Source organism: Aeromonas sp. S12(2024), from assembly GCF_041402305.1.
Classification (GTDB): Bacteria; Pseudomonadota; Gammaproteobacteria; order Enterobacterales; family Aeromonadaceae; genus Aeromonas; species Aeromonas veronii.
Genome location: NZ_JBGLRB010000015.1, coordinates 41,869 through 67,462, shown reverse-complemented (window position 1 = coordinate 67,462; position 25,594 = coordinate 41,869). Strand labels below are relative to the sequence as shown.

At 61.5% G+C, this 25,594-nt stretch carries 25 protein-coding genes and 1 riboswitch; of the genes, 6 read left to right on the top strand and 19 right to left on the bottom strand.

The window, feature by feature from the left end:
- Positions 1 to 21 precede the first annotated feature (21 nt).
- Positions 22 to 738 carry a protein ligase gene (locus ACB035_RS14820; RefSeq protein ID WP_371167561.1) on the top strand — a complete coding sequence of 239 codons (717 nt, stop codon included), beginning with the start codon at positions 22 to 24 and terminating at the stop codon, positions 736 to 738.
- 114 nt (positions 739 to 852) lie between these two features.
- On the opposite strand, the gene ACB035_RS14815 is transcribed toward ACB035_RS14820, so the two are convergent.
- Positions 853 to 2,229: a sodium:alanine symporter family protein gene (locus tag ACB035_RS14815; protein WP_005338391.1), complete on the bottom strand. Its 1,377-nt coding sequence runs from the start codon at positions 2,227 to 2,229 to the stop codon at positions 853 to 855.
- 106 nt (positions 2,230 to 2,335) lie between these two features.
- Positions 2,336 to 2,451: riboswitch (glycine riboswitch) on the bottom strand.
- Positions 2,452 to 2,958: 507 nt separating this feature from the next.
- Between ACB035_RS14815 and ACB035_RS14810 the strand changes: the two genes are divergently transcribed.
- Complete coding sequence (locus ACB035_RS14810; protein WP_043818871.1) at positions 2,959 to 4,125, top strand: type III PLP-dependent enzyme; 1,167 nt, start codon at positions 2,959 to 2,961, stop codon at positions 4,123 to 4,125.
- Positions 4,126 to 4,209: 84 nt separating this feature from the next.
- Here ACB035_RS14810 and ACB035_RS14805 read toward each other — a convergent pair whose 3' ends face one another.
- The gene (locus ACB035_RS14805; RefSeq protein WP_005343920.1) at positions 4,210 to 5,178 is read right to left on the bottom strand and encodes a calcium/sodium antiporter; all 969 of its coding nucleotides are present in this window, start codon (positions 5,176 to 5,178) and stop codon (positions 4,210 to 4,212) included.
- Between the two features lie 126 nt (positions 5,179 to 5,304).
- Positions 5,305 to 5,778, bottom strand: coding sequence for a peroxiredoxin (locus ACB035_RS14800; RefSeq protein ID WP_236325368.1), 474 nt, complete (start codon positions 5,776 to 5,778; stop codon positions 5,305 to 5,307).
- Positions 5,779 to 5,933: 155 nt separating this feature from the next.
- Here ACB035_RS14800 and ACB035_RS14795 point away from each other — a divergent pair, with 155 nt between their 5' ends.
- On the top strand, positions 5,934 to 6,860 hold the full coding sequence (locus tag ACB035_RS14795) for a phenylacetate--CoA ligase family protein (RefSeq protein ID WP_040066706.1): 927 nt from the start codon (positions 5,934 to 5,936) through the stop codon (positions 6,858 to 6,860).
- Positions 6,861 to 6,951: 91 nt separating this feature from the next.
- Here ACB035_RS14795 and yfcD read toward each other — a convergent pair whose 3' ends face one another.
- Positions 6,952 to 7,434, bottom strand: a complete 483-nt coding sequence (gene yfcD / locus ACB035_RS14790; protein WP_149153370.1) for an NUDIX hydrolase YfcD — start codon at positions 7,432 to 7,434, stop codon at positions 6,952 to 6,954.
- Between the two features lie 205 nt (positions 7,435 to 7,639).
- Here yfcD and ACB035_RS14785 point away from each other — a divergent pair, with 205 nt between their 5' ends.
- Positions 7,640 to 7,858: a DUF1107 family protein gene (locus tag ACB035_RS14785; RefSeq protein ID WP_005338403.1), complete on the top strand. Its 219-nt coding sequence runs from the start codon at positions 7,640 to 7,642 to the stop codon at positions 7,856 to 7,858.
- Between the two features lie 52 nt (positions 7,859 to 7,910).
- Here ACB035_RS14785 and ACB035_RS14780 read toward each other — a convergent pair whose 3' ends face one another.
- From ACB035_RS14780 to ACB035_RS14730, 11 genes are all read right to left on the bottom strand, one after another.
- Complete coding sequence (locus ACB035_RS14780) at positions 7,911 to 8,225, bottom strand: DUF2845 domain-containing protein (protein ID WP_005338404.1); 315 nt, start codon at positions 8,223 to 8,225, stop codon at positions 7,911 to 7,913.
- A gap of 188 nt (positions 8,226 to 8,413) precedes the next feature.
- The gene (locus tag ACB035_RS14775) at positions 8,414 to 9,025 is read right to left on the bottom strand and encodes an FKBP-type peptidyl-prolyl cis-trans isomerase (protein WP_005338405.1); all 612 of its coding nucleotides are present in this window, start codon (positions 9,023 to 9,025) and stop codon (positions 8,414 to 8,416) included.
- A gap of 150 nt (positions 9,026 to 9,175) precedes the next feature.
- Positions 9,176 to 9,901 carry a copper homeostasis protein CutC gene (locus ACB035_RS14770; protein WP_371167560.1) on the bottom strand — a complete coding sequence of 242 codons (726 nt, stop codon included), beginning with the start codon at positions 9,899 to 9,901 and terminating at the stop codon, positions 9,176 to 9,178.
- A gap of 41 nt (positions 9,902 to 9,942) precedes the next feature.
- A complete protein-coding gene (locus ACB035_RS14765; protein ID WP_005343908.1) occupies positions 9,943 to 10,845 on the bottom strand; it encodes an ROK family protein in 903 nt (300 codons plus the stop codon).
- A 108-nt stretch (positions 10,846 to 10,953) separates the two neighbouring features.
- Positions 10,954 to 11,460 (bottom strand): GNAT family N-acetyltransferase, encoded by a 507-nt coding sequence (locus tag ACB035_RS14760; RefSeq protein ID WP_005338408.1) that lies wholly within the window; start codon positions 11,458 to 11,460, stop codon positions 10,954 to 10,956.
- Positions 11,448 to 12,254 carry a M48 family metallopeptidase gene (locus ACB035_RS14755; RefSeq protein WP_005358873.1) on the bottom strand — a complete coding sequence of 269 codons (807 nt, stop codon included), beginning with the start codon at positions 12,252 to 12,254 and terminating at the stop codon, positions 11,448 to 11,450. Before ACB035_RS14755 ends, ACB035_RS14760 begins: the two co-directional genes overlap by 13 nt.
- Positions 12,255 to 12,435: 181 nt before the next feature.
- Complete coding sequence (locus ACB035_RS14750) at positions 12,436 to 13,410, bottom strand: PstS family phosphate ABC transporter substrate-binding protein (protein WP_005338411.1); 975 nt, start codon at positions 13,408 to 13,410, stop codon at positions 12,436 to 12,438.
- 178 nt (positions 13,411 to 13,588) lie between these two features.
- Positions 13,589 to 14,884, bottom strand: a complete 1,296-nt coding sequence (gene phoR / locus ACB035_RS14745; protein WP_021229135.1) for a phosphate regulon sensor histidine kinase PhoR — start codon at positions 14,882 to 14,884, stop codon at positions 13,589 to 13,591.
- Positions 14,885 to 14,892: 8 nt separating this feature from the next.
- Positions 14,893 to 15,582 (bottom strand): phosphate regulon transcriptional regulator PhoB, encoded by a 690-nt coding sequence (phoB, locus tag ACB035_RS14740; protein ID WP_005338414.1) that lies wholly within the window; start codon positions 15,580 to 15,582, stop codon positions 14,893 to 14,895.
- Between the two features lie 101 nt (positions 15,583 to 15,683).
- Positions 15,684 to 16,094, bottom strand: coding sequence for a VOC family protein (locus ACB035_RS14735; protein WP_113738931.1), 411 nt, complete (start codon positions 16,092 to 16,094; stop codon positions 15,684 to 15,686).
- 129 nt (positions 16,095 to 16,223) lie between these two features.
- On the bottom strand, positions 16,224 to 17,903 hold the full coding sequence (locus ACB035_RS14730) for a sigma-54-dependent Fis family transcriptional regulator (protein WP_371167559.1): 1,680 nt from the start codon (positions 17,901 to 17,903) through the stop codon (positions 16,224 to 16,226).
- Between the two features lie 236 nt (positions 17,904 to 18,139).
- Between ACB035_RS14730 and ACB035_RS14725 the strand changes: the two genes are divergently transcribed.
- Entirely contained in the window at positions 18,140 to 19,657 is a 1,518-nt protein-coding gene (locus tag ACB035_RS14725) for an aldehyde dehydrogenase family protein (RefSeq protein ID WP_042079825.1), read from the top strand.
- An 80-nt stretch (positions 19,658 to 19,737) separates the two neighbouring features.
- Here the strand turns inward: ACB035_RS14725 and ACB035_RS14720 are convergent, their stop codons facing one another.
- Positions 19,738 to 20,523: a helix-turn-helix transcriptional regulator gene (locus ACB035_RS14720; RefSeq protein ID WP_371167558.1), complete on the bottom strand. Its 786-nt coding sequence runs from the start codon at positions 20,521 to 20,523 to the stop codon at positions 19,738 to 19,740.
- 233 nt (positions 20,524 to 20,756) lie between these two features.
- Here ACB035_RS14720 and ACB035_RS14715 point away from each other — a divergent pair, with 233 nt between their 5' ends.
- Complete coding sequence (locus ACB035_RS14715; protein ID WP_371167557.1) at positions 20,757 to 21,656, top strand: DMT family transporter; 900 nt, start codon at positions 20,757 to 20,759, stop codon at positions 21,654 to 21,656.
- A gap of 81 nt (positions 21,657 to 21,737) precedes the next feature.
- Here ACB035_RS14715 and ACB035_RS14710 read toward each other — a convergent pair whose 3' ends face one another.
- The 3 genes from ACB035_RS14710 to ACB035_RS14700 are packed head-to-tail and all read right to left on the bottom strand — an operon-like array spanning position 21,738 to position 25,573.
- On the bottom strand, positions 21,738 to 22,433 hold the full coding sequence (locus ACB035_RS14710) for a response regulator (RefSeq protein ID WP_075115718.1): 696 nt from the start codon (positions 22,431 to 22,433) through the stop codon (positions 21,738 to 21,740).
- Positions 22,434 to 22,436: 3 nt separating this feature from the next.
- On the bottom strand, positions 22,437 to 24,005 hold the full coding sequence (locus ACB035_RS14705) for an ATP-binding protein (protein WP_371167556.1): 1,569 nt from the start codon (positions 24,003 to 24,005) through the stop codon (positions 22,437 to 22,439).
- A 17-nt stretch (positions 24,006 to 24,022) separates the two neighbouring features.
- The gene (locus tag ACB035_RS14700; RefSeq protein WP_371167555.1) at positions 24,023 to 25,573 is read right to left on the bottom strand and encodes an NAD-dependent malic enzyme; all 1,551 of its coding nucleotides are present in this window, start codon (positions 25,571 to 25,573) and stop codon (positions 24,023 to 24,025) included.
- Between the last annotated feature and the right edge of the window lie 21 nt (positions 25,574 to 25,594).

Genomic DNA, 25,594 nt, shown 5'->3' with positions numbered 1-25,594 from the left:
GCCTTTTTTGAGGATGCCGCCATGCCCTATCGCCTGCTCTCCCCCCTCCCCGATACCGCTTCACCCGCACAGATACTGGCACAAGAGCAGCACTGGCTGCGCGACTGTGCCCATGACGGTCAGCCCCGCGCTCACCTCTGGCAGGCGCCCCAATGTCTGATTGTCACCCGCAAGGATACCCGCCTCCCCCATTACGAAGCCGCCTGCCAGCAACTTGCAGCTGAAGGCTGGCCAGTGCATGTGCGCGACAGCGGCGGCACCGCCGTGCCCCACGGGGCGGGGATCCTCAACCTATCCCTGCTGCTGCCCCGCACCACCACAGATCTCGCCCACTACTACCGGCTGCTGGGGGCGCCGCTGCTGACCCTGTTGGCGGAGTACGGCCTGGAGGGAAGCTATGACTTCGTGCCCGGATCCTTTTGCGATGGTCAGTACAATCTGGTGATCGGGGGACGCAAGATCACCGGTACTGCCCAGCGCTGGCTGGCGCCGGGGCAGGATCACCAGGGGGCCGTGCTGGCACAAGCCATGCTGCTGGTGGCCGGTGATGTGGATGAGGGGACCAGGATGGCGAGCCGCTTCTACGAGCTGGCGGGCGGCGAGCTGCGTTTTATGGCGGGAACCTCCACCACGCTGGCAAGCTGCATCGATTGGCGCGGTAGCGATCAGGCACTGGTAGAGAAAGTGCGAGCACGTCTGGATAGCCTGCTGAACGAGGGGATATCCCCCTCATCCTGACCTTATCCCTAAGGGAGAGGGAAAGTACCTATCCTTAGACACAGCGCACAAAAAAGCCACGACCGAAGTCGTGGCTTGTTCTTTTCAAGGGAAGCGTGAAACGAGCTGAGGCGCTCAAGCCGTCTGCGGCTCCGGCTCGGCTTCGCTATCCAGATCCCGGCTAAAGTAGGCGCGGGTCTCGGCGATCACCACATGGCGCAGGCCAATCAGGCCGATGAGGTTGGGCACCGCCATCAGGCCGTTAACGATATCGGCCAGCAGCCAAATCATGTCCAGATGGAGGAAAGCACCGCTCGCTACCAGCGCCAGATAGACCAGACGATAGGGCTTGATTGCCTTCACCCCAAACAGGTACTCGGTGCAGCGCTCGCCGTAGTAGTTCCAGCCAAGGATGGTGGTAAAGGCGAAGAACAGCAGGCCAATGCTCACCAGATACTGACCGACATGGGCATCCAGCCCCTGTGCAAAGGCCAGACTGGTCATGGCCGCGCCGCTTGCATCACCGCTCCACACGCCGGTGACCACCAGGGTCAGGCCGGTCATGGTGCAGATAATGATGGTGTCGATGAAGGTACCTGTCATGGAGACCAGCCCCTGCTCCACGCAGGAATCGGTCTTGGCTGCCGCCGCCGCGATGGGGGCAGAGCCCAGCCCTGACTCGTTGGAGAAGACCCCGCGCGCCACCCCGGACTGAATGGCCAACATGATGCTGGCACCGACGAAGCCGCCGGTCGCCGCATGGCCGGTGAAGGCACTCTCGATAACCAGCATGACGGCATCGGGCAGGGCGCTGGCGTTATTCACCAGCACGCCCAGACAGGCGACGATGTAGAAGATGGCCATGAAGGGCACCACCTTGCTCGACACGCTGGAGATGGACTTGATCCCCCCCAGAGTCACCAGCGCCACGATCAGGGTCAGCACCACGGCGGTCGCTTCACGGGGCACCGAGAAGGAGAGGCTCATGGCGTCTGAGATAGCATTGACCTGCGGGAAGGTACCGATCCCGAAGAAAGCTACGCCGATGCCAAACAAGGCAAACAGCTTGGCGAGCGGCTTGGAGCCAAGCCCCTTCTCCAGATAGTACATGGGGCCGCCAGCCATCTGGCCGTTGGCATCCTGCTCGCGATATTTAACCGCCAGCAGACACTCGGCGTACTTGGTGGCCATGCCGAACAGCGCCGCCATCCACATCCAGAACAAGGCACCCGGGCCCCCCAGCTTGATGGCGGTGGCCACCCCGACGATATTGCCGGTGCCGATGGTGGCAGAGAGTGCGGTACAGAGGGCGCCGAAGCTGGAGACATCTCCCTGCTTGCCCTGCCCCTGATCGCGACCAAAAACCAGCCGCAGAGCGAGCGGCAAGCGCACGACCTGAAGCAGACCCAGACGCAGGGTGAGATAGATACCAGTCCCGACCAGCAGGATCAGCAGGGGCGGCCCCCAGATAAAACTATCGATGGCGGTTAACGCCGATTGAATTGATGACATGCATCCTCCTTAAGAAACAGAAATTAAGGAGGAGAAGGATGATCTTCCCATAGGTGTCGCGATCCCCAGAGGCGATCGGATGCGGGCCAAGCCCAGGTACAACCATCCCATCCCCTCTGTCCTTTTGCCTGAGAGTTTCCGGCGCCAGCCTGCCCTTGCGGGTAGTCGTGGTGCCTTGCTCCTTCGGCGCCCGATTTAACGGGTCTCTCCAGAGTATCGTCCAGTAGCAGTCCACACCGGTTGCCCGGTACCTGAAAGATTCACTTCTTCGGTGGATGGTTGCCCATCGCTCTCCTGCTACCTTCATCCGAACTAGTTTGGATTAGGAAGTCGGCATGTTAATCCAAAAAATGTGAGCTGTCTCGCACTTGGCCGCCCCCATTTATATTTTTTTAGTGACCACCAGAACCGCAGCAAGAATGTTAAATGTTAGTTAACTATCAACAAGTTAGGCTCTCACGGATCAAATGTGGCCCAAACGGGAAAAATGGCGGATAGAGAACAGTGATCCCTCTCGTTTCGCCAAGAAAATCTTGCCGACATATCCAATCAAAATGCTTGCACACAGAATCAATAAGCCGATAATCCGCTGCATAACCAAGCACTTTGCCATCAATTTATGCACTGTATTCGGTTGGTCCCACCGGACCGCTCGCCTGACCCGGCCGTCGCCGGTTCAATCGCATATGGCTTGGGCATATCACGCCCCCTAAGGATGACCAAAAGAGAATGAACGAGACCCTGGTTGCAAAAGATGTGGTCGCACAAGATTACCGTCAGCTGGTTGAACAATTCGGCTCCCCCCTGCTGCTGCTCGACAAGGCAGCCGTCCGCAAACAGTATCGGGCCCTGGCCGCCGCCCTGCCCGATGTACGATTGCACTATGCACTCAAACCCCTGCCCCATGAGGCGGTGGTCTCTGTCTTGAAGGAAGAGGGGGCCTGTTTCGATCTGGCCACCAATGGCGAAGTGGATCTGGTGCGCAGTCAGGGGGTTCGCCCGGGACGTTGCATTCATACCCATCCCATCAAGCGCGACAGCGATATCCGTTACGCGCTGGAGTTCGGCTGCACCGTGTTTGTCTACGACAACCCGCTGGAGCTGGAAAAGTTCATTCCCTACAAGGACGAAGTGAAACTGCTGTTGCGGGTCAGCTTCCCCAACCCCGAGACCAAGGTCGATCTCTCCAAAAAGTTCGGCTGCACTCCGGAGCAGGCGCTGCCGCTGCTGCAACTGGCCCACGCCAAGGGGATCAAGGTGATGGGGCTGTCGTTCCACGTCGGCTCCCAAGTACCCCACGCTCGTCGCCATGTGCAGGCCATCGACGCCTGCCGCGAGATCATGGAGCAGGCTTGGGCGCTCGGGCTCAAGCCCTGGGTGCTGGATATCGGCGGCGGTTTCCCGGTCGATTATGAGGGGGGCGAGTTTGATATCGACGGCTTCTGCGCCCCGATCCGCGAAGCGCTGGCCAAGCTGCCCGCTACCGTGCAGAAGATTGCCGAACCGGGCCGCTTTATCAGCGCGCCGGCCATGACTTCGGTTTCAAGCGTGATGGGCAAGGCCCACCGTGGCGACAAGATCTGGTACTACCTGGATGACGGTCTCTACGGCAGCTACAACGGCCAGCTCTATGACCACGTCACCTATCCGGTGAGCACGCCTTATGCCAGTGGCGAGCAGCACAACTCGGTGCTCTCCGGCCCCACCTGCGACAGCGTGGATGTGATCCGCGATGGCATCATGTTGCCGGATCTGGCTATCGGCGAGTTGGTGGTTGGCAAGGTGATGGGCGCCTACACCTGGGCCTCCGCCTCCACCTTCAACTTCTTCCCCAAGGCCAGCATCCTCATTCTGGACAGCAGCCAGAAGGGGCAGAAGCTGGTGGCAGTAGCCTGAGCACACCGCTCGCCAACAGATTCACTGGGCAAAAACAAGAGGGGGAAGCTTGCGCTTCCCCCTCTCTCATTTCACCAACCCCAATCAAATAAACTGACTGGTCAGCAGCCAGCCAGTGTAGGCGACGAAGCAGGTCAGCAGCACGCCCCCCTCCAACCGGTTGATGCGGCCCTGCCCCTTGCGGCCCAGACACATCACCAGCAGCAGCAGGGTCAGCCCCATCATGATGCTCCAGTCACGGGTGAGCACCTCCGGCGCCACATCGAGCGGGTGGATGCCCGCCGCAATCCCCACCACCGCCAGGGTGTTGAACAGGTTGGAGCCGAGCACGTTGCCAAGGGCCAGATCATGCTCGTTCTTGCGAATGGCGATAAGCGAAGAGGCCAGCTCCGGCAGAGAGGTCCCTACCGCGACTATGGTGAGACCAATCACCAGATCGCTGATACCAAGTGCCTGAGCGATGGTCACCGCCCCCCAGACCAGCAGACGGGAAGCACCGATCAGCAGCACCAGCCCGACCACCAGCCAGAAGATAGCGCTCTTGAGGGACATCCCCTCGCTCTCGATATCCTCGGCGGTCTCGGTATCCAGCGCATCTCCCTTGCCATTCATGCCAGCCCAGATGGACCAGCCCATCAGGGCAACGAAGACGGCCCCCAGAATGACCGCATCCATCCGGCCCAGATGACCATCGATCAGCAGGGCGCCGGAGAGCAGGGTAATACCGAGCAGGATCGGGATCTCCTTGCGCACAACCTGAGAGGCCACCGCGATAGGGCTGATCAGTGCCGTCAGACCCAGGATCAGCGCGATATTGGTGATGTTGGAGCCATAGGCATTGCCAAGCGCCAACCCGGGATTGCCCTGTGACGCCGCCAGTGCCGAGACCACCATTTCCGGGGCCGAGGTACCAAAACCGATGATCACCATGCCGATCAGCAGCGGCGGCATCCCCGCATAACGGGCGGTGGCGGCAGCGCCATCGACAAACTTGTCTGCACTCCAGACCAGCAGCGCCAGTCCGGCAATCAGGGCAACAAAAGCCAGGGTCATAGGATCTTCATCTCTTGTTATCTGCAACGAAGCGCCAGCCCAAACGGGCAGGCACCATGGGAAAATGGCGCCAGTGTAGCTGTGCCACCTCCCATTTCAAGGGGAAATCAAACCGTGATTAACATTTCACAGTGCAGCCAGCAGGCTCGCGGCATCGGAGACCTCAAACTTGCCCGGCGCCTCCACAAACAGCTGCTCTACAACACCATCGTTGGCGATCAACGCAAAGCGCTGGGCGCGGATGCCGCCAAAGGCGCCGGTATCCTTGGCCAGGCCCAGCGCCCGGGTCCAGCTGCCATCGCCATCCGCCAGCATGGTGATCGCCTCTGCATTCTGGGCCGTCTGCCAGGCCCGCATCACGAAAGCATCGTTGACCGACAGGCAACAGATGGCATCCACCCCTTTGGCCATAAACTGCTCGGCCAGCACCACATAACCGGGCAGATGAGCATTGGAGCAGGTGGGAGTAAAGGCGCCGGGTACCGCAAACAGCACCACTTTTTTACCGGCGAACAGCGTCTGGCTATCCCGCAGCTGCTTGCCCTCGGCGGTGATAAAGGTAAATTCGCCCGCAGGCAGGGGGTGTCCTACAGCAATCATGATTTCTCGTCCTGAGTCGTGATGGGAAGTCGCCAGTTTATCCCAGAGTGACGATGCCGCCTAACAGCGGCTCTGATCCTGACCATGGATAGCGGCAGGCATTTTCCCCTTGGGCAGACTACTCTTGAGCTGGTTTCACGGCGCCAGGAGGCCCCATGCAACACTATTACGATGGTCTGGAAATTCGTCCCCCCGCCATGCGCGAACAGCAGCAACTGGACCAGCTCAATCATCAGCTTACCCATGTCAGTCAATATTGCGCCGGTTACTCCAGCGCCTATCGCCAGTGCCGCCTCGAGGATCTGGCAGAGCTGGCCACCCTGCCACTGCTCGACAGCAAAGAGCTCTTTGCCGCTCAGCAAGCTCACCCCCCCTTTGCCGGTCTCACCGGCCGTCCGGCCAGTCAGGCGCTGCGGGTATTCTCCTGTCCGGGCCAGCTGGCCATCCCCGAATATGCCGGGGCAGACTGGTGGGGCGCCGCCCGGGCGCTGTTTGCCGCCGGCTTCAAGGCGGGGGAAGTGATGCTCAACGGCCATGACTATCATGCTGGCCCCACCGCCTTTATTTTCGATAACGGCGCCCGCCAGCTGGGGGCTCCCGTGGTGCCCTGCGGGCCCCACGATACCCAGCGCCAGCTGGAGGCGCTGCTGCGCTATCAACCCACCGGCTACGTCGGCCCGCTGGTGACCCTGCTCGACCTGCTGGAAGCGGCCGAGGCAGCGGAGATCCCGAGCGACTCGCTGCGCCGCGCCCTATTGTGCGAAGCCACTCATCCTGAAACCGCGCCGCTGCGCGCCATTCACGGCATTGCGGCCCTCAACTGTCTTGTGTGGCAGGATGTGGGGGTGGTGGCCTACGAGAGTCAGCCCGGTCAGGGCTTTATCGTCAACGAGAGCTGCATCGTCGAGATCATCGATCCCGCCAGCGGCAATCCCGTGAGTGGAGATGAAACGGGCCAGCTGGTGGTGACCCGGCTCGATCTGGAATATCCATTGCTGCGTCTGGCCACCGACTGGCAAGGGCACTGGCTCGCCAAACCGAGCGCTTGCGGGCGCACCAACCAACGCCTCAAGCTGGTGTAGCAGACCAAGTAAATGCACAAAGGCAGACGGGCAGCCATCAGGCTGCCCGTCTTGTCTCTGAACTGGAAAAGAAAATATCTAAAGAGAGACGTTAGCGTCTCGCCTGCCAGGTGGCGATGGCCAGCAGGGAGTCGGGGGTAAATTCGCTGGCACGCTCGGCAATCTCGGCCAGGCTCATCCAGTGCACCGCGCTCACCTCTTCGGCCTGCAACTGCAGCGGCCCCTGATAACGGCAACTGAAGAGGCCACCCCAGACCCGGTAGCCTTCCCCTTCTGCATAAAAGCTGCCAAAGCCCTGCAGTGGAACATCCATAATCCCCAGCTCTTCGGCCAGCTCGCGCCGGGCGGAGCGCTCCATCTCCTCACCGGTGGTGACCACGCCACCGGCGCAGGCATCCAGCATGCCGGGGCAGAAATCCTTGCTGAGGGTGCGTCGCTGCACCAGGATCCGATCCGCGTCGTCGAGCACCAGAATATAGCTGGCACGATGGCAGAGATTCTCCCGCCGCACCTCGGCTCGCTCGGCCACGCCAATCACCCGGTTATTCTCGTCCACCACATCAACCCATTCCACGCACAGGCCCTTTCGTTTGTTCCATTCAAGCCCACAGTATATCGGTGCAGCTCGTTGTCATGGCACTACTTTTTCGGCCGGAACGGCCCTTTTTATGATGCCCGCAGCCAGAGTAAGGATTCACGCAAATCTTTATAAACCGTCATATCAGTGTCATCGACCGACACCATAGTGTGCCCTGTCCAGGGAATCAGGGAACCGTGTGATGAAGGTATTCAAGCAGTTATCCCCACGGCAGATCGCTCGCTACATCAAGAGCTTTCATCGAGGCTATTTTGCCATCGAGTCGCTGGGGACATTTGAATTCAACGCGGGCAGGATCAGCCTCCATGGCCTGACCTGCCGCCAGCGGCTAAGACTGGCTCGCCAGATCAATCTGGCTGTCAGACAACTTGGTCACCGCGACCCCTTGCCGGACATGTGAGTCAAAGGGTCTTGCCCTACTGTCTGTTGTGCATCCATGCTTTGCCCGCCGGCTACTGGCCGCGCGGGCCGTTTTCGATATCGGTAATGATGCCGTTGCGCACCGTCACGAAGCGCATGAACTCGTTCTTGCCGAAGTTGTAGGTCCAGCGTTCACCATATTTGACCTGCACCATGTTGCCAAACTGGTTCTCCTCGTTGCGGTTGAGCTCTTCACGCAACATCGGCTCACCGCACTTGAGCAGCATCTCGGCGGTGGTGTCTCCCTCGGTTATCAAGGCGTTCTTGCAGCGCATGGCATCAGCACTGGCCGGAATGCTCAGCAGCAACAGAGCAAGCCCCGCTACTTTCTTCATCTTCTTGCTCATCGGGTTCTCCTTATCCTCTCTAATGAGTCGCAGTATGCCTGTTCCCGTTTCTGAAAAAACCAGTAAAAAGCGCAAAAGTGCCGCCCTTTTCTGCTCTCCAGCCCGCTGGTCGCGACAAATGCTGTCTATCACATAGCCCAAAAACAAACGGCGACCCGAGGGTCGCCGTTTGCATCAAGCCAGCAGGATCACAGGATGTCCAGCAGCTCGACTTCAAATACCAGTGCAGAGTAAGGCGGGATGGAGCCCGCGCCACGGGCACCGTAGGCCAGATCGTGGGGGATGTAGAGCTTCCACTTGGAACCAACCGGCATCAGCTGCAGCGCTTCAACCCAGCCAGCGATCACGCCGGTCACCGGGAATTCAGCCGGCTGGCCGCGAGCGACGGAGCTGTCGAATACGCCACCGTGGGTAAAGGTTCCGTGGTAGTGCACACGCACGGACTGACCGGCTACCGGAACGGCACCGTTGCCTTCTACCAGCACTTCGTACTGCAGACCGGAGTCGGTCACCTTCACTTCAGCGCGCTTGGCGTTATCAGCCAGGAAGGCTTCGCCGTCAGCAGCAGCGGCCTTGGCGGCGGCTTCCTGCTCTTCTTGCATACGCGCAGTGATCACCTGGAAGGCATCATTGATATCGTCACGGCTGACCGCGAACTCCAGACCATTCAGGGCATCTGCCAGACCTTGTTGCAGGGCCGGGATATCCAGACCGGCGAAGGCTTGCTGCGCCAGCTGATCACCCATGTTGCGGCCGATGCCATAGCTGGCCTTCTGTTCGATAGAGTCGTATTGGGACATTGAGATGTTGCTCCAGATCCATGTAGTAAAGAGGCGGGATAATATCAGACTTTTGGCCGGGGTGCTGCCGGGGGCGCCCCTGATTTCCCCGTCAGTGGGAGGAACTTCACACAAGATGCGGATGAACGCCGCCCAACGGCGGCGATCTGCTTAACCGCGATCCAGCAAGACTCTGACCGCAGCCACCTTGGCGCCATCGGTGATATTGACCCGACCATCATCCGAAGTGCCCATATTCACTCCGTGCGGCACCATGCCACCGCGCCAGCCCATGCCGGACATATGCACTTCGCTCACTCCGGTGAACTCGATGATGGTACGCACATTGTCGGCATTGACCCCGGCCCCCGGCATAAGGCTGGCACGCCCCGCCAGCGCCTGCTGCATTTCTTGCAGGGTTTCCAACCCAGCCAACGCGGTCGGCGCATGGCCCGAGCTCAGAATGCGCTCGCAACCGGCCGCGACTATGGTCTCCAGATCGAGGCGCCAGTCGGAGGAGAGGTCGATGGCGCGATGGAAGGTAACCCCCAACGGGCCTGCTGCATCCACCAGCTGTTTGAGCTTGGCGGCAGGCACCCGCCCCTCCTCATCCAGCAAACCGACCACAACCCCTTGCAGACCGGCAGAGCGGGCCGCCGCGATATCTTGCAGCATCATCTCGAACTCGCCGTCGTTGAAACAAAAATCCCCGGCGCGCGGGCGGATCATGGCATAAACCGGCACTGTGGCATGGCGGGCCGCCTGCTGCATAAAACCGTAGGAGGGGGTCAGGCCGCCCAGACCCAGCGCAGAGCAGAGCTCGATGCGATCCGCCCCGGATTGCTGGGCGGTGAAGAGGGATTCCAGGTTGTCGATACAGATTTCAAGACGGGTCATGAGGACTCCTTTTTCGGGGAGATCAGACCCCACATCTGATCTCATAGATTGAGCAAGGCTGCGCCGCGCACACCACCGGCACCGCCGAAGCGGGCCTGGCGGATCTCGGGCAGGGCGACCCCGGGCAGCAAGTGACCGGGCAGACGCAGCGGCAGCTGTTCATAGAGGGCGGGCAGGCCGCTCAGGCCGCCCCCCAACACCACCACTTCGGGATCAATCACCGAAATGGCGGTGGCAAGCCCGGCGGCCATGATCTCCAGCCAGCAGTCGACCGTCTCGACCGCATGGGGTTCATGGGCCTCGAAGCGTCCCACAATCTGGTGACCCGTGGCGCGCTGGCCATGGAAATGGTGATAGAGACGCTCCAGACCGGTGCCGGAGGCATAGGTTTCAAAACAGACCAGACGGCCACAACCGCAACGGGGACGGGGCAACTCGGGGTACTTCATCAGCATGGTCGCGGGCAAGGGGTAGTGACCAATCTCGCCCGCCAGCCAGTTGCGCCCTTGAATAAGCTTGCCCGCCAGATAAACAGCGCCGCCGATGCCGGTGCCGATGGTGACGCCGAGCGCACTGCCGGCGCCGTCGGCTGCCCCTTGATGCACTTCGGACCAGAGGAAGCAGTTGGCGTCGTTATCCACTTTGACCGGCCGCTCCAGCAGTTCGGCCAGATCTGCGCCCAGATGGCGACCATTGATGGAGGGCAGATTGGCCGCCACTATGCTGTGATCTTGGCTGTTGATGACACCGGGAAAACCGATACCGACCGAGCCCCGTGCGCCGAAGCGGGCATCCGCCTGCTCGACCCGGGAGCGGATCAGCTGCTGCAACCCCTCGTAATCGTTGCCCGGGGTGCTCATGCGCTCCTCGTGGCAGAGGTTCAATGCACCGTCATAGACCGCAAAGGCGATCTTGGTGCCACCGATATCAAAGCCGTAATACATGCCAGCACTCCCTTGTCAGCCCGTGTTTATCCAACTCTGTTTCAAGGGGGACATTGTATTAATTCGCAAAAAAAATAAAGTGACCGAAGGCGAAAAACGGGAGAGTGATCAGAGCAAACGGCTCATTTGTCGCTGCAGGCAGGGCTGCCCGAGGCTTATCAGGGTGCGCTCCTCGCCATCAAAAACGAAGCCACGGCGCAGGTAGAACCCCTCGCCGATGTGGTTGCCATCGAGCAGCCACAATTTGACGCTATGGCAACCGGCGCGGCGCATCTGCATCGCCACCGCCTGCCACAGCCGTTTACCATAACCTTGTCGCCAGTGGTCGGGATGGAGGTAAAAAGCGCGGATCAGGGCATGACTCTGTCCCGCTTCCTGCTGTGGTTGCCAGTAGAGCAGGCCAATCACCACCTCATCGAGACAAAGCAGCATGGGCCTTGGGCCCGGCTCGGCCAAACGGCTCTGCCAAATCTGCAGATGGGCGGTGACGTCCAGCTGCTCCAGCAGGTCGGCACCGAGCACCTGGCCATAGGCAGCGAGCCAGCTGGCTCGCTGCATCACCGTCATGGCGGCGGCATCGTCGCTGCGCGCCATGCGCAGGCTTATGCCTTGCATTGGGGCACCAGACCGTTGGCGCGGGCCTGCTCATAGAGCGGCAGCACTTGCGCCTGTTGCGCCTGCAACTCGGCGATCCGGTTCTCGTTGCTCGGGTGGGTGGAGAGCAGTTGCGGCGGCGTGTTGCCACCGGCGGCGGCACTCATGTTTTGCCACAGGGGGATTGCCTCGGCCGGATTGAACCCGGCGCGCGCCATCAGCTCAAGCCCCAGCCGATCCGCTTCGCTCTCCTGAGTACGGCCGTAGGGCAACATCACCCCCACCTCGACCCCGAGGCCAAGGGCGGCCATGGTGGCGCCGCGATACTCGCTGGTGCCCATGGCAATGTCGGCGGCCGCCAGACCGATCCCCGCCAGCTGGCTACGCGAGAGTCGCTCGTTGGAGTGCTGGGCCAGTACGTGAGTCAACTCGTGACCGATGACGGTCGCCAGCTGATCCTGATTCTTGGCCACCTTGAGCAGGCCGCTGTAGACCCCGATCTTGCCGCCGGGCAGGGCGAAGGCGTTGACCTGTTTGGAGTCAAACACCACCACTTCCCAGTTGGTGATGCCATAGCTGGCCGGCACCTGGGCGGTCACCGCCTTGGCGACACAGGAGACATAGGCGTTGAGTTTGGCATCCTTGCTCACTTTCTCCTGCTTTTTCATCTGCTCGAAGGAGTCGGCGCCCAGCTGGTTCATCTGCTGGGGAGAGTAGAGCAGCATCTGGCTGCGGCCGGTCGGCGACTGGGCGCAGGCGACCAGCAGGGAACTACAGAGGGCTACCAGGCCAAACTTGGTGAGGGACGCAATCATGAAGGGATCCTTTGCCATAACGTTGCCCTATTCTCGGAAATGCCGCCCTGCTGCGCAAGGGAGCCAGCCCCCGGCTGGCGGAAAAATATCCATCCTGCTCTATTAACAAAACTGACAGCCGACAAAAACAAAACGAGCCCGCTTGGGGCTCGTTTTATCAGGGCATGCTGACTGCGGGCAGTTACATGATACCCAGCTTTTTCAGGTCAGCCTGTACCACCTTGGCTGGCACCGGCACGTAGCCATCTTTGGCAACGATGTTCTGGCCTGCTTTGGAGAGCATCATCTTGACGAACTCTTGCTCCATCGGGGAGAGCGGCTTGTTCGGATGCTTGTTCACGTAAACGTACAGGAAGCGTGACAGCGGATACTTGCCGGTGATGGCGTTATCGGAGGTCGCTTCGATGAAGGTCTTGCCATCTTTGGAGAGCGGTACTGCACGCACGCCGGAGGTGACATAACCGATACCGGAGTAGCCGATGCCGTTCAGGGAGGCAGAGACAGACTGCACCACGGAGGCAGAACCCGGCTGCTCGTTCACGCCGCTCTTGAAGTCGCCGTTACACAGGGCGTGCTCCTTGAAGTAACCGTAGGTACCGGATACGGAGTTGCGACCGAACAGTTGCAGATCCTTGCTGGACCAGTTGCCATCCAGACCCAGATCAGACCACTTGGTGGCAGCTTTGGCTTCGCCGCACTTGAGGGTGCTGGAGAAGATGGCGTCGATCTGCGGCATGGTCAGCCCCTTGATGGGGTTGTCCTTGTTGACGAACACCGCCAGGGCATCGACTGCAACGCGGATGGCAGTCGGCTTGTAACCGTAACGCTTCTCGAATGCTTCCTCTTCACCAGCCTTCATGGCACGGCTCATCGGACCGAACTGGGCAACACCTTCGGTCAGGGCAGTCGGGGCGGTAGAAGAACCGGCGGCCTGGATCTGCACGTTGACGTTGGGGTACAAACGCTTAAATTCTTCGGCCCACAGGGTCATCATGTTGGCCAGGGTGTCAGAGCCGACAGAGGACAGGTTGCCCGAAATGCCGCTGGTCGGTGTGTAATCCGGCAGGTCTTTATCCACACCGGCAGCCAGGGCGCTGACAGAAAACAGGGTTGCTGCGGTGAATCCGATTACACCAGCCAGTTTGTTGAGTTTCATCCAATCTCTCCAAAGTTACAGAAGGTCCGTTCTTAAGACGGCGCCAGTATCTGACCTGGCAGTGACAAATTTATGGATTTAATGTGACACTTTAATGACATGGCGACAGATTTGAACAAATGAAAAGAGGGCCCGTTCAAAGGCCCTCTTTTTGCAGCTAACCCATTGCCATAAAAGACTATTTAATCACCACCATACGGCTCGGGATGAGAAAGCTGAAGCGGCTGCCAAGGCCGACCCGGCTCTCGATATCGAGCTGGCAGTCATGATGACTAAGGGCATGCTTGACGATGGCAAGGCCCAAGCCTGAGCCGCCGGTGTGGCGCGAGCGGGCCTTGTCGACCCGATAGAACCGCTCGGTGAGCCGCGCCAGATGCTCGGGGGCAATCCCCTCCCCTTCATCGCTCACGGCAAACAGCGCCATCGCCCCCTGCTTGCGCCACTCCACGGTAATTTTTCGCCCCGCCGGGGTGTAGTGGATGGCGTTATAGACCAGGTTGGAGACGGCACTGCGCAGCTGCTCCTGATCCCCGCGCACCAGCAGATTGGGCTGCACCACAAATTCGATCTGGTGGGCCCGCTCCCCCGAGAGCGCCCGCGCCTCCTGTTCCAGCAGCCCCAGCATGGCAGGCATGTCCACCAGATGGGAGAGATCCACGGTCGGAGCCGCCTCGATACGGGAGAGGGTGAGCAGCTGATTGACCAGATTATCCATCCGGATGGTCTGCTCCATCATCACCCGATGCGCCTTGGCCCACATGGCGGGCGGGGGCGGCTCCTCGGTCATCTCCAGATAGCCCTTGAGCACGGTCAGCGGAGTACGCAGCTCGTGGGAGACGTTGGAAACGAAGTGCTTGCGGGTCTTCTCGAGACTGCGCAAGCGGGTGACATCCCGCACCACCAGCATCGCCTGATCCGAGGCGTAGGGCATGATGCGAAACTCGAGAAACTTCTCCTCGTTGACCGGGGAGTGCATCTCGAGGGGCTCGTCATACGCTCCCTTACCCAGATAGGCGTTAAAGGCCGGATTGCGAATGAGGTTGCCGATATGCTGGCCAGCATCCTCCGGCCAGCGAAAACCGAGCAGTTGCTCCGCCAGCCGGTTGCACCAGAGGATGCTGCCATCGGTGCGAAACACCACGGCGGCATCGGGCAGCGCCTCGGCCCCCTCCCGGAAGCGGCGGATCAGCCCCGCCAGCTCGCGGCGACGGGCACGGTGACGCTGCTGCAGCTTGTAGATACCGTTGAAGATGTACTCCCAGCTGCCATTGCCGCTGGGGGGCACCAGGCTGCGGTCATGCCACAGCCAGTCAGAGAGCCGCTTCTGGAAGCGATAGTGCCAGCCCAGATGCAACACGGCCGCCACCAACAGGCAGAGGGCAAGATGATCAATCAACCAGCCAACCAATGCGAAGGGGGCGTAAAAAAACGCCATTCGCCACAACTGTCGCCGCCAGGCGTAAGGTTGCAACATAACTGCCTCTAGAGACGGGTTGAGAAGCGGTATCCGGCTCCACGCACCGTCTGGATCAATCTGTCGTGCCCTGTCTCTTCAATCGCCTTGCGCAGGCGACGAATATGCACATCCACGGTTCTGTCCTCGACGTACACATTGGTACCCCAGACATTATTGAGCAGCTGTTCACGGCTGTAGACCCGCTCGGGGTGAGTCATGAAGAAGTGAAGCAGCTTGAACTCGGTCGGCCCCATGTCGAGCGCCTTCTCTTCGGCACTGACCCGGTGGGAGACAGGATCGAGTTTCAGCCCCTGCACCTCGATCACCTCGTCTACCGAGGTGGGCGACACGCGGCGCATCACAGCATGGAGGCGAGCGGTCAGCTCCTTGGGCGAGAACGGCTTGGTAATGTAGTCGTCGGCACCGGCCTCCAGACCACGCACCTTGTCCTCCTCTTCACCGCGAGCGGTGAGCATCACCACCGGGATCTGGCGCGTCACCTCATCCTGCTTGAGCTGCTTGATAAACTGGATGCCACTGCCGCCCGGCATCATCCAGTCGAGCACGATGAGTTCGGGGTAGGGTTCGCGCACCTTCGCCAGTCCATCGGCGTAATCTTCCGCTTCAATCGTCTCATATCCCTTCTGCTCCAACACGAAGCAGAGCATTTCGCGGATCGGTGCTTCGTCCTCGACCACCAGAATTCGCTTAGCCATTCCCTTCTCTCTCCTCTGTGAAGATGGGTGCGCCAATTATTAGAATTTTCTGTGACACTTTTATGACTTTATGACAGGCGGGATGATAAACGTTTTCAGATTCAGTTGGCAGCAGTACGTTGCAACAAGTCCCACCGGTTGCCGCTGATATCCTCAAACACCACCACAGTGCCATATGGTTCATCGCGAGGCTGTTCACAAAAATGCACACCGTACGCCTGCATGCGCTGGTAATCCCCCCAGAAATCAGTGGTCTCGAGGAACAGAAATACCCGGCCACCGCCCTGCTGGCCGATGGCGGCCTGCTGCTGCGCATTGGCCGCTTGTGCCAGCAGCAGTGCAGAACCGGAGGCGCCTTTGGGGGCAACCCGCACCCAGCGCTTGCCCGGTTTGCCCGGTTCATCGAGCCGAGTGTCCTCCAGGAGCACAAAGCCAAGTCCCTCGGTAAAAAAGCGAATGGCCTGATCGTAATCAGCCACCAGCAGGGTCAGCGCCCCTATGTGTTGTGACATGGCAGAAAATCCTCAACGGATGAGTCAACGGACGCAATGCCCCGGCAAGGGCGCATCATAGCGGCTGGATGGGCAGGGCTCCAGCCGTCATGTGCGTCTTGAAAACGACCGGTGAGAGGAATCGAAAACTCAGGGCGCCTCACGCAGCGCCCGGTAGAGGGTGGTGCGGCTGATCCCCAGCTGGCGCGCGGCCTCGCTGACGTTGCCGCCGCATGCCGCCAGCGTTTGCTGCACCTGCCGCCGGGTTTGTTCACGCAAGCTGGTCGCCTCCCCCATCGGCAAGGCGCCGGGCTCTGTGGCCACACTGGGCAGATGCAGGTGGGCGGGTTCTATCCAACCCAACCCCTCTGCCAGCACACAGGCCACTTCCAGTGCTTGCTTGAGCTGGCGCACGTTGCCGGGCAGCGGATGGGCCAGCAGCTGTTGCTCCGCATCGCGGGTCAGACGCAGGGTCGGGTCCATCTCCGCCAACAGTCGCTGGATCAGCTCAAGACGCTCAGCGGCAGGCCAACGGCGCAGCGGCATCAGCTGCTGGCGCCAGCCGCAGATCCGGTAATAGAGGTCTTCGCGAAATGCGCCACTCTGCACCATGGCCGCCAGATCCCGGTGGCTGGCACTGACCAACCAGAAATCCACCGCCTCCGGCTTGTGACTGCCAACCGGCGTCACGCTGCGCTCCTGCAATACCCGCAGCAGTCGGGTTTGAGCCTGCAGCGGCAGTTCGCCAATTTCATCGAGCATCAGCATGCCGCCATGGGCTGCACGCAGATAACCCTGACTACCCTGGCTGCGGGCACCGCTGAAGGCCCCGCCCACATAGCCAAACAGCTCGGCTTCCACCAGATCTGCTGGTAACGCGCCACAGTTGACGCACACCAGTGGCTCATCCCGCCGACTCGACGCTCGGTGCAGGGCCCGCACCAGATGCTCCTTGCCGCTGCCGGTCTCCCCCTCGATAAGCAGCGAAATGCCGCGCTCCAGCATCTTGAGCGGCACCTGCTGCGGATGTGGCATCGGGCTTGAGTGACCAGGCAGGACGGCGCGGGAAAAGGTCTCGTCCGCTTCTGGCACCAGCCGTAAGCCACGCCCCTCGCGCAGCAGTTGTCTGCCATCGAAAGGGTGCTGGCCGAGCCAGAGTCGGCCTGCCCGGTTGGCGCCGAGCAGTTCCCCCTCCTCTCCCAGCAACAGGCGAGCGGACCAGAGGCTCTGGGGATCGAGATCCACCAGCCAGCCCGGCTGGCGTGCCAACAGCGCGTTTTCGAGGGTCATGGCCAACAGCCGCACCGTGCCCAGCATGTCGCCATCGTGATGGGCCGCATCGGTGGAGATATCGAGCACCCCCAGCAATTGCCCATCCGGCCCGAGCAACGGGCAAGCGCTACAACTGAGAAAGCTGTGCTGGGCGAAGAAGTGCTGATTGCCGAGCACCTGCACTTCACTCTGCTCGGCCAGCGCGGTACCGATGGCATTGGTGCCCTTGCTCGCCTCACCCCAGCGGGCGCCACTGCGCAAAAAGATACGCTCGGCATGGCGGGCGAACCCCTCATCACCGCTGGCGGCCAGAATGGCCCCCTCAGCGTCACACAACAACAGGCGACAGGGGCGACCCGCCAGCAACTGGGCAAACAGCGGCAGCACAAAGCGCTGGAAGCAGGCGATAAGCGCCCTGTGCTGCTCCTGACGGGCCGACAGCTCCCCATGGGGCAGCAAGTCAAGATCGGCGCTCTGCTGGCGGCTCAGCCCCTGATGCAGGCAACGCTGCCAGGAACGCTGGATCGGACCGGGACCGGGTTGAAGTGACTCACTCATCACGCCTCCTGTTCACAAACAGCACGACTGTCTCGGCCACTGTCCAGAAACGGTACAGTTTTATCGCAATAGCCGTCGTCATTGGTTAACCAAGATACGCTGCCACACCCCATTTGATAACGTTTTTGTAACCTTTTGTCTGCTGGTCAGACCCTTTGGCACGCCCCTTGCGATATCAGCTGGCAACCGGTCTGTCAGCCAGTCCGGTCAGGATCACACACATAAAGGATGATGAGATGATTTATACCGCTCCCGGTCAGGCAGGTGCCCTGGTCAGCTTCAAGTCCCGTTACGACAACTTCATCGGTGGTGAGTGGGTGGCTCCTCGCGCCGGCCGCTACTTTGAAAACATCTCGCCGGTGGATGGCAAAGTATTCTGCGAGGTCGCCCGCTCCGACGCCGCCGATATCGAGCTGGCGCTGGATGCCGCCCACAAGGCGTTCACCAGCTGGAGCAAAACCAGCGTCACCGAGCGCAGCAACCTGCTGCTGCGCATCGCCGATCGCATCGAGCAGAACATCGAACGGCTCGCCATCGCCGAAACCTGGGAGAACGGCAAGGCGGTGCGTGAAACCCTGGCCGCCGACCTGCCGCTGGTGGTGGATCACTTCCGCTACTTCGCTGGCTGCATTCGCGCTCAGGAGGGCTCGGCCGCCGAGCTGGATCAGAACACCGTCAGCTACCACTTCAAGGAGCCCATCGGCGTGGTCGGCCAGATCATCCCGTGGAACTTCCCGCTGCTGATGGCCGCCTGGAAGCTGGCCCCTGTGCTGGCGGCCGGTTGCTGCAGCGTGCTCAAGCCCGCCGAGCAGACCCCGGTCACCATCATGCTGATGATGGATCTCATCAAGGACATCCTGCCCCCCGGCGTAGTCAACGTGGTCAACGGCTTCGGCGCCGAGGCAGGTCAGGCGCTGGCCACCAGCAACCGGATCCAGAAACTGGCCTTTACCGGTTCGACCGAAGTGGGCGCCCATATCCTGCGCTGCGCCGCCGACAAGCTGATCCCCTCCACCGTGGAGCTGGGCGGCAAGTCCCCCAATATCTACTTCGCCGACGTGATGCAGCACGAGAGCAGCTACATCGATAAGGCGGTAGAAGGGATGCTGATGACCTTCTTCAACCAGGGGGAAGTGTGTACCTGCCCCTCCCGCGCGCTAGTGCAAGCCAGCATCTATGACGACTTCATGGACCGAGTGCTGGCCCGTGCCCGCACCATAGTGCAGGGCAACCCCCTCGATACCGCCACTCAGGTGGGTGCGCAGGCGTCTCGCGAGCAGTTCGACAAGATCCTGGGCTACATGGAGATCGGCCGCGGCGAAGGGGCCAAGATGCTGATCGGCGGCGGCCCAGCCAAGGTGAGCGGGCTGGAGGGGGGATTCTACATCCAGCCCACCATCTTCTCCGGCCAGAACAAGATGCGGGTGTTCCAGGAGGAGATCTTCGGGCCGGCGCTCGGGGTCACCACCTTCAAGGACGAGGCCGATGCTCTGGCCATTGCCAACGACACCCAGTACGGGTTGGGGGCAGGCCTGTGGACCCGCGACAGCAATCTGGCCTGGCGCATGGGGCGTGGCATTCAGGCTGGCCGGGTCTGGGTCAACTGCTACCACGCCTACCCGGCACACGCCGCCTTTGGCGGTTACAAAAAGTCGGGGATCGGCCGTGAGACCCACAAGATGATGCTGGACCACTACCAGAACACCAAGAACCTGCTGGTAAGTCACGACATCAACCCGCTCGGCTTCTTCTAGCGCAAGCAGATGTCATCAGAAAGGGCGCCTGCGGGCGCCCTCCTTGTTTTGCTTCATCAGATGACATGTCCGGCAATTTGTTATCGGGCTGACTGTAGGCGATAACGCTGGGGGGAGCAGCCCAGCTCCCGGTTGAACATGGCGATAAAGGCCGAGGTGGAGCCGTAACCGAGCCGCCAGCTGATCTCCTGAATGGGCATGTCGCCCTTGAGCCAGGCCAGTGCCTTGAGCAACCGCAGCCGCGCCCGCCACTGACCGAAGCTCATCCCCAGCTCCCGCAGGCAGCGCCGCGCCAGGGTGCGCTCTGTGGTGTGCAGTTGTCCGGCCCACTGGGCCAGAGTACGGGGATCGGCAGGATCGCTGTGCAACGCCGCCAGCATGGGAGCCAGCAGCTTGTCCTGACTCATCGGCAGGTAGCTCTCCTGACAACGGGTGCGCGCCAGCCGCTCCACCAGCAACTCGGCCTGGCGCTGATCCCACTCATCCGCCATATGGCTCACCCGCCGTTCGCAAAAGTCGCTCAGCAGGGCGCGAATAAGTGGGGTTAGCAGCAGCAATCTGGGCTCTGGCGGCAGCTTGGCCGCCAGCTCGTGGCTGACGTAGATGGAGGTGTAGTCGAGGGTCTGCTCGTTGTAGGAGGTGTGGTCGAGATCCGCCGGTACCCAGATAAGGTAGTCGGCAGGGGCCACCAGTCGCTGATCCCCCAGCTCTATCTCCATGATCCCCAGACTGATCATGTTGAGCTGGCCCCAGGGGTGGGAGTGCAGCACGGTCGCGCTGTCGGCCAGCATCTGCTGGTAACTGAAATAGAGCGGATTCGGAGCGGGCAGAACGACATCTATCGGCTGAAACTGGTGAGTGGCCATCAGCGCCCCTTGTCAGCGAGAGAGAGGAGCAGGCGTGATGCAACGCCCTGTTGGCTCGGTCTCCGGCACAGGCCAAAAGCAGCTATCAGTTGCGGGCTGACGCAGCCCGTGTGGGCCGGAATAAGGTACATCAGAAAGAGTTGTCTTTTCTGCTGGGTCATCTGTCTGTTTTACGCTACTTGATAATATAAAGACAAGGGTAGACTTGGCCCCCTGTTAATAAGGAGCCTCTGATGCGAATCTTTTCCCCTCTTCTCTTTCCGCTGATGGCGGTGCTGATCTGGGCTACCAATACCGTGGTATCCAAGGCGGCCGCCAGCGTGCTCGACCCCGCGGCTATCTCCTTCTATCGCTGGGTGATTGCCGCCCTGGCGCTGACCCCCTTCTGTCTGCCCACCCTCTGGCTGCGACGCAGTGAGGTTCGCCCCTGGCTCGGCAAGCTGCTGGTGCTGGCGGCCCTCGGTATGGTGCTCTACCAGTGTCTGGCCTATTACGCCGCCCACAGCACCTCGGCTACCAATATGGGGGTGATCGGCTCCCTGATTCCGCTGCTCACTCTGCTGCAAGGGGCGCTCTTCTTCGGCCAGCGTCCCGGCAAACAGGCACTGCTCGGCATGAGTCTCTCCCTGTTCGGGGTGCTCTGGCTGCTTGGCAAGGGCGAACCGCTCGCCCTGCTCCATAACGGCATCAACCCGGGGGATGGCATGATGTTGCTGGGCTCCGCCAGCTACGCCCTTTACGGCCTCTTGATCCGCCGCTGGCACCTGCCGTTTGGCCCCTGGCTCAACCTCTACATGCAGATCCTGCTGGCGGTACTGCTGCTGGTGCCGCTCGCTCTCAGTGCCGACTCGATGGCGGTGCCGGCAGAAGGGTGGGGACTGGTGCTCTTCGCCGGGCTCGCCTCCTCTCTGCTGGCGGCTTACTGCTGGATGCGCGGCCTCGCCTGTATGGGGGCAGAGCGCACCTCGGTCTTTATGAACCTGATGCCGCTCTGTACGGCGCTGATAGCCGTCGTCGGCCTGGGTGAACCGATCCATGGCTACCACCTGCTGGGGGGCGGCCTTATTCTGGGGGGCGTGATGATCTCCCAGCTGAAAAAGCGTGTCCCACTGCCGGAACGCAATGCGGCCTGACGGGCAACATGCAAAAAACAACAAGGGAGCCGCTGGCTCCCTTGTTCATTTCTATCGTGTTCTGGCGACGGTGAACCGACTTCACCCCGCCCGGCGCCAGCGGTAGCGCCGCTCCGGCCGCCCCCGCTGACCATAGTTGAGATCCACATCAACCCGGTCTTCCGACTCCAGATACTCCAGATAGCGGCGCGCCGTGGTGCGGCTGAGGGAGAGTCGCAGCGCCACCGTGTCGGTGGAGAAGACGCTCTCCGGCTCACCCGCCAGCAGGTCCAGCACCTGACGCAGGGTGATGCTGTCGATCCCCTTGGGGGTGACGCGCATCTCCTTAATCTGGGAGCGCCCCCCCTTGCCCAGCAGCTTGTCGAGATCTTCCTGCTCCAGCCGACCCCGCTCGCACAGACGGCTGTGCAGTTGCAGGATCTCGTCCAGACTCTGCTGAATACGAAACAGCCGCAATGGTTTGATGACGTAGTCATGAACCCCCAGATTGAGGGCCTGCTGGATGGTCTCCACATCCCGCGAGGCAGTCACCATGATGACATAGGCTTCGCGGTTGTGACTGCGCAGGCGGCTCACCCACTCAAGGCCGGAGCCATCGGGCAGGGAGACATCCACCAGCAGCAGTTGGGGCACCACACCGGCCATCATGGCATCGGCCTGGGCCAGGGTGCCAGCCCGCCCCAGCAGGGAGAAACCGGGTGTCGCCGCCACCAGTTCTGACAAGATGGCACCGATCCGATCGTCATCTTCAATAACAAGCGTGATTATTGGGTCCATGGCTCACATTAATTGGTTTTTATTCAAGTAGATACCAAACAGGGTGGTCTGCTCGGCGGTTCGCCGCCATTCTATCACACCCTCGTGCCGACCCACGGTCTCCTTGACCAGGAACAGACCCACCCCGTGATCGCCGCTCTGACGACTCACCCCGTAATCGAACAGATGATCGGCCAACTCCTCGTCGACCCCCTCGCCGCTATCCTCCACCTCGATCACCAGTCGCCGCCCCACATCGCACAGAGAGAGCAGCACCCGCGGCGGCCGCTGCTGGCGATTGCGCCAGGCCGCCTGCAGGCCGTTGTCCAGCAGGTTGCCAATGAGGGTAATGAGATCGGCCGAGACCGAGGCCGGATACTCCGCCAGCGCCGAATCGGGATCGAGTTCCAGGGTCACCCCCAGCTCGCGGGCCCGGCTGAACTTGCCGAGAATAAGCCCCGCCACCGGCTTGTTGTCGATCAGCCGCAGCAGCTCCTGCAGCATGGTCTGGCACGCTTCGTTCTCCTGCTGGATCAGCTCCACCGCCTGATCCACATGGCCCAGCTGCAACAGGCCGGAGAGGCTGCTCAGCTTGTTGGCGAACTCGTGGCTCTGCATCCGCAGCATCTCGGCATACTGGCGCAGGTGGGTCACCTGCACCCCCAGACTGGCGGCCACCTCCGGACGGCTGAAAATCAGCAGCCGCCCCGGCGCCTTGCCCTGCACCGCCTGCCAGCGGCCGACGAAGGACTCCCCCTGAATGGTGAAGCTCACCTCGCCCCCCTCCTGCTCCAGACAGGGGGCGAGGGGCGGCACCAGCTCCGCCAGCGACTGCCCCTGCAGGGCGTGGCGCCCGGTGACCGGCAGCCGCAGCTGATAGCTGGCGGTGCTGTTGATCATGTTGATGTTGCCGCGGCCATCGAGGGCGATGACCCCTTCGGTGATGTGCTCAAGCACCAGATCCTGCAGGGTGAAGCGGCGCACGATTGCCTCCGGCTCCAGATCGAGCAGGGTCTTGCGCAGCAGGTATTGCACCCAGAGTGCCAACAGCAGGCCGCACCCCAGCACTGCAACGATGGCGCTGATGAGCAGGGCCACCCGCTCCATATAGATGCCCTCCACCTGCTGCATCAGGTAGCCCACCACCACGGCCCCCATGACGCGCCCGTCTCCGCCTACCACCGGGGAAAAGCAGCGGATCGCCGGCCCCATGGTACCCCGATCCTTGGAGCAGTAGCTGCGCCGCTCCTGCAGCGCGGGCCAGATATCCTCGCCGCGAAACTTCTCCCCCACCAGCTCGGGGTTGGGGTGGCTGAGGCGGCGACCATGCTCATCGGTCACCACCATATAGGTGGCATCGGTGCGGTTGCAGACCGCCTCCACATAGTCGCGCAGGGTAGGATCACTCCCCTGACGCAGAGCCTCGACCACCCGGGTGTCCGCCGCCATGACCCGTGCCAGATCGCTCCCCTTATCCTGCAGATTGCTCTCCAGCAGATGGCGGATAAAGAGAGCCAGCAGGCTACCCAGAATGAGGATCAGCAGCAGGGAGAGCCCGAGAGAGAGGGTGACCAACTGGTGGCGAAGTTTCATGCACATACCTTAAAACGTCAGGACGCTGCCCAATAGTGCGGATGCCACCAGGTCTGGTCAATCAAAGGTGCCGGATCGCCGACAAAATCGGCCAATCCTTCCTCGCGGGCGCAGAGCGCCACCGCTCTGGCGACGGCGCGGGCCACCTCTCCCACCTGTTCAATCGGGGGCAGCAGCCGGCCCGCCACCAGCGGATAGGCACCGACCGCCCGCACCGCGGCCAGCAACATGCCATCGCTGATGCGGCGCGCCTTGACGGCGCAGGCTCCGAGACCAATCCCCGGAAAGACATAGACGTTGTTGCACTGGGAGACCACCCGCCGCTCCCCCGCCAACGTCACCGGCGCAAAGGGGCTGCCGGTGGCCAGCAGGGCGCGGCCATCTGTGGCAGCCCATACCTGCTCGGGGGTAGCCTCGGCGCTGCGGGTCGGGTTGGAGAGTGGCAGGATCACCGGCTGATCGCACACCTCCCCCATCGCCTGCAACACCTCGCCAGTAAAGAGGCCGCCCTGACCGCTCACCCCGATCAGCACCGCCGGGCGCACCTGACGGATGGTCTCCAGCAGCGAACTGCTCCCCTCCTCCACGGCACGGGCAAACGGCTGTTGAGCGCGAGTCAAGTTGGGACGATCGGCGCAGACCACCCCGTCCTGATCAAACAGCCAGACGCCGTCGTGACTCCCCGCCAACTGGGCCAACATGGCGGCAATGCCGCAACCGGCAGAGCCCGCCCCGACGATCAGCACCGGGACATCACTGAGGGCGGTCCCCGCCTGTTGCAACCCAGCCAACACGCAGGCAGAAGCCACTGCCGCCGTGCCCTGAATATCGTCGTTGAACATGCAGAGTTCGTCGCGATAACGGGTCAGCAGGTTGGCGGCGTGCTTGCCGGCAAAGTCTTCAAACTGCAGCACCACCTGCGGCCAGCGCTTGCGAATGGCGGCCACCACCTTGTCCATGAAGTGGTAGTAGCTCTCGCCGTCGATGCGCGGGGATTGCCAGCCAAGGTAGGAGTCATCCTCCAGCAGCTCGGGGTTGTTGGTGCCCACATCAACGCAGAGCGGCAGAGTACGCGCCGGGTTGATGCCACCCGCGGCGGAGTAGAGAGCCAGCTTGCCGATACAGATCCCCATGCCGCCGATACCGAGATCGCCAAGCCCCAGCACCCGCTCGCCGTCGGAGATGACGATCACATCCACCTCCTGCTCCACCGACTCGAGAATATCGTCGAGATCGTCCCTGTCATGCCAGGAGAGATAGAGCCCGTGGCTGCGCAGATAGAGATCGCTGTGGCGCTGGCACGCCTCCCCCACCACCGGGGTGTAGATGATCGGCAGCAGCTCCGGCAGGTGGTGGCGCACCAGATCGTAGAAGAGAACAGGATTGTCCTCCTGCAGCTGACGCAGCAGCAGATGCTGGTCAAACGGACTCTGCATGGCGCTGACCAATCGGTAGATCCGGCGCCGCTGCTGGGAGAGGGACTCCTCCTTGTGGGGCATACGCCCCCGCACGCCCTGACGCTTGCGTTCTGCATAGGGCAGGCTGGTGCCCATCATGATGTCGTTCATCTTATGTGTTCCTCAATCCGG

Excerpts from the sequence above, each read along its gene's own strand:
- ACB035_RS14780 (WP_005338404.1), bottom strand. The coding sequence starts at position 8,225 with ATGAGCAAGAAGATGAAGAAAGTAGCGGGGCTTGCTCTGTTGCTGCTG.
- ACB035_RS14770 (WP_371167560.1), bottom strand. The coding sequence starts at position 9,901 with ATGACCCGTCTTGAAATCTGTATCGACAACCTGGAATCCCTCTTCACC.
- ACB035_RS14720 (WP_371167558.1), bottom strand. The coding sequence starts at position 20,523 with ATGGCCACTCACCAGTTTCAGCCGATAGATGTCGTTCTGCCCGCTCCG.
- ACB035_RS14735 (WP_113738931.1), bottom strand. The coding sequence starts at position 16,094 with ATGTCACAACACATAGGGGCGCTGACCCTGCTGGTGGCTGATTACGAT.
- ACB035_RS14775 (WP_005338405.1), bottom strand. The coding sequence starts at position 9,025 with ATGTCCCAATACGACTCTATCGAACAGAAGGCCAGCTATGGCATCGGC.
- phoR (WP_021229135.1), bottom strand. The coding sequence starts at position 14,884 with ATGTTGCAACCTTACGCCTGGCGGCGACAGTTGTGGCGAATGGCGTTT.
- ACB035_RS14810 (WP_043818871.1), top strand. The coding sequence starts at position 2,959 with ATGAACGAGACCCTGGTTGCAAAAGATGTGGTCGCACAAGATTACCGT.
- phoB (WP_005338414.1), bottom strand. The coding sequence starts at position 15,582 with ATGGCTAAGCGAATTCTGGTGGTCGAGGACGAAGCACCGATCCGCGAA.
- ACB035_RS14700 (WP_371167555.1), bottom strand. The coding sequence starts at position 25,573 with ATGAACGACATCATGATGGGCACCAGCCTGCCCTATGCAGAACGCAAG.
- ACB035_RS14805 (WP_005343920.1), bottom strand. The coding sequence starts at position 5,178 with ATGACCCTGGCTTTTGTTGCCCTGATTGCCGGACTGGCGCTGCTGGTC.
- ACB035_RS14765 (WP_005343908.1), bottom strand. The coding sequence starts at position 10,845 with ATGTATTACGGCTTTGATATCGGTGGCACCAAGATCGCCTTTGCGGTC.
- ACB035_RS14715 (WP_371167557.1), top strand. The coding sequence starts at position 20,757 with ATGCGAATCTTTTCCCCTCTTCTCTTTCCGCTGATGGCGGTGCTGATC.
- ACB035_RS14815 (WP_005338391.1), bottom strand. The coding sequence starts at position 2,229 with ATGTCATCAATTCAATCGGCGTTAACCGCCATCGATAGTTTTATCTGG.
- ACB035_RS14705 (WP_371167556.1), bottom strand. The coding sequence starts at position 24,005 with ATGAAACTTCGCCACCAGTTGGTCACCCTCTCTCTCGGGCTCTCCCTG.
- ACB035_RS14785 (WP_005338403.1), top strand. The coding sequence starts at position 7,640 with ATGAAGGTATTCAAGCAGTTATCCCCACGGCAGATCGCTCGCTACATC.
- ACB035_RS14800 (WP_236325368.1), bottom strand. The coding sequence starts at position 5,778 with ATGATTGCTGTAGGACACCCCCTGCCTGCGGGCGAATTTACCTTTATC.
- ACB035_RS14725 (WP_042079825.1), top strand. The coding sequence starts at position 18,140 with ATGATTTATACCGCTCCCGGTCAGGCAGGTGCCCTGGTCAGCTTCAAG.
- ACB035_RS14760 (WP_005338408.1), bottom strand. The coding sequence starts at position 11,460 with ATGCAAGGCATAAGCCTGCGCATGGCGCGCAGCGACGATGCCGCCGCC.
- ACB035_RS14755 (WP_005358873.1), bottom strand. The coding sequence starts at position 12,254 with ATGATTGCGTCCCTCACCAAGTTTGGCCTGGTAGCCCTCTGTAGTTCC.
- ACB035_RS14820 (WP_371167561.1), top strand. The coding sequence starts at position 22 with ATGCCCTATCGCCTGCTCTCCCCCCTCCCCGATACCGCTTCACCCGCA.
- ACB035_RS14795 (WP_040066706.1), top strand. The coding sequence starts at position 5,934 with ATGCAACACTATTACGATGGTCTGGAAATTCGTCCCCCCGCCATGCGC.
- ACB035_RS14710 (WP_075115718.1), bottom strand. The coding sequence starts at position 22,433 with ATGGACCCAATAATCACGCTTGTTATTGAAGATGACGATCGGATCGGT.
- ACB035_RS14730 (WP_371167559.1), bottom strand. The coding sequence starts at position 17,903 with ATGAGTGAGTCACTTCAACCCGGTCCCGGTCCGATCCAGCGTTCCTGG.
- ACB035_RS14750 (WP_005338411.1), bottom strand. The coding sequence starts at position 13,410 with ATGAAACTCAACAAACTGGCTGGTGTAATCGGATTCACCGCAGCAACC.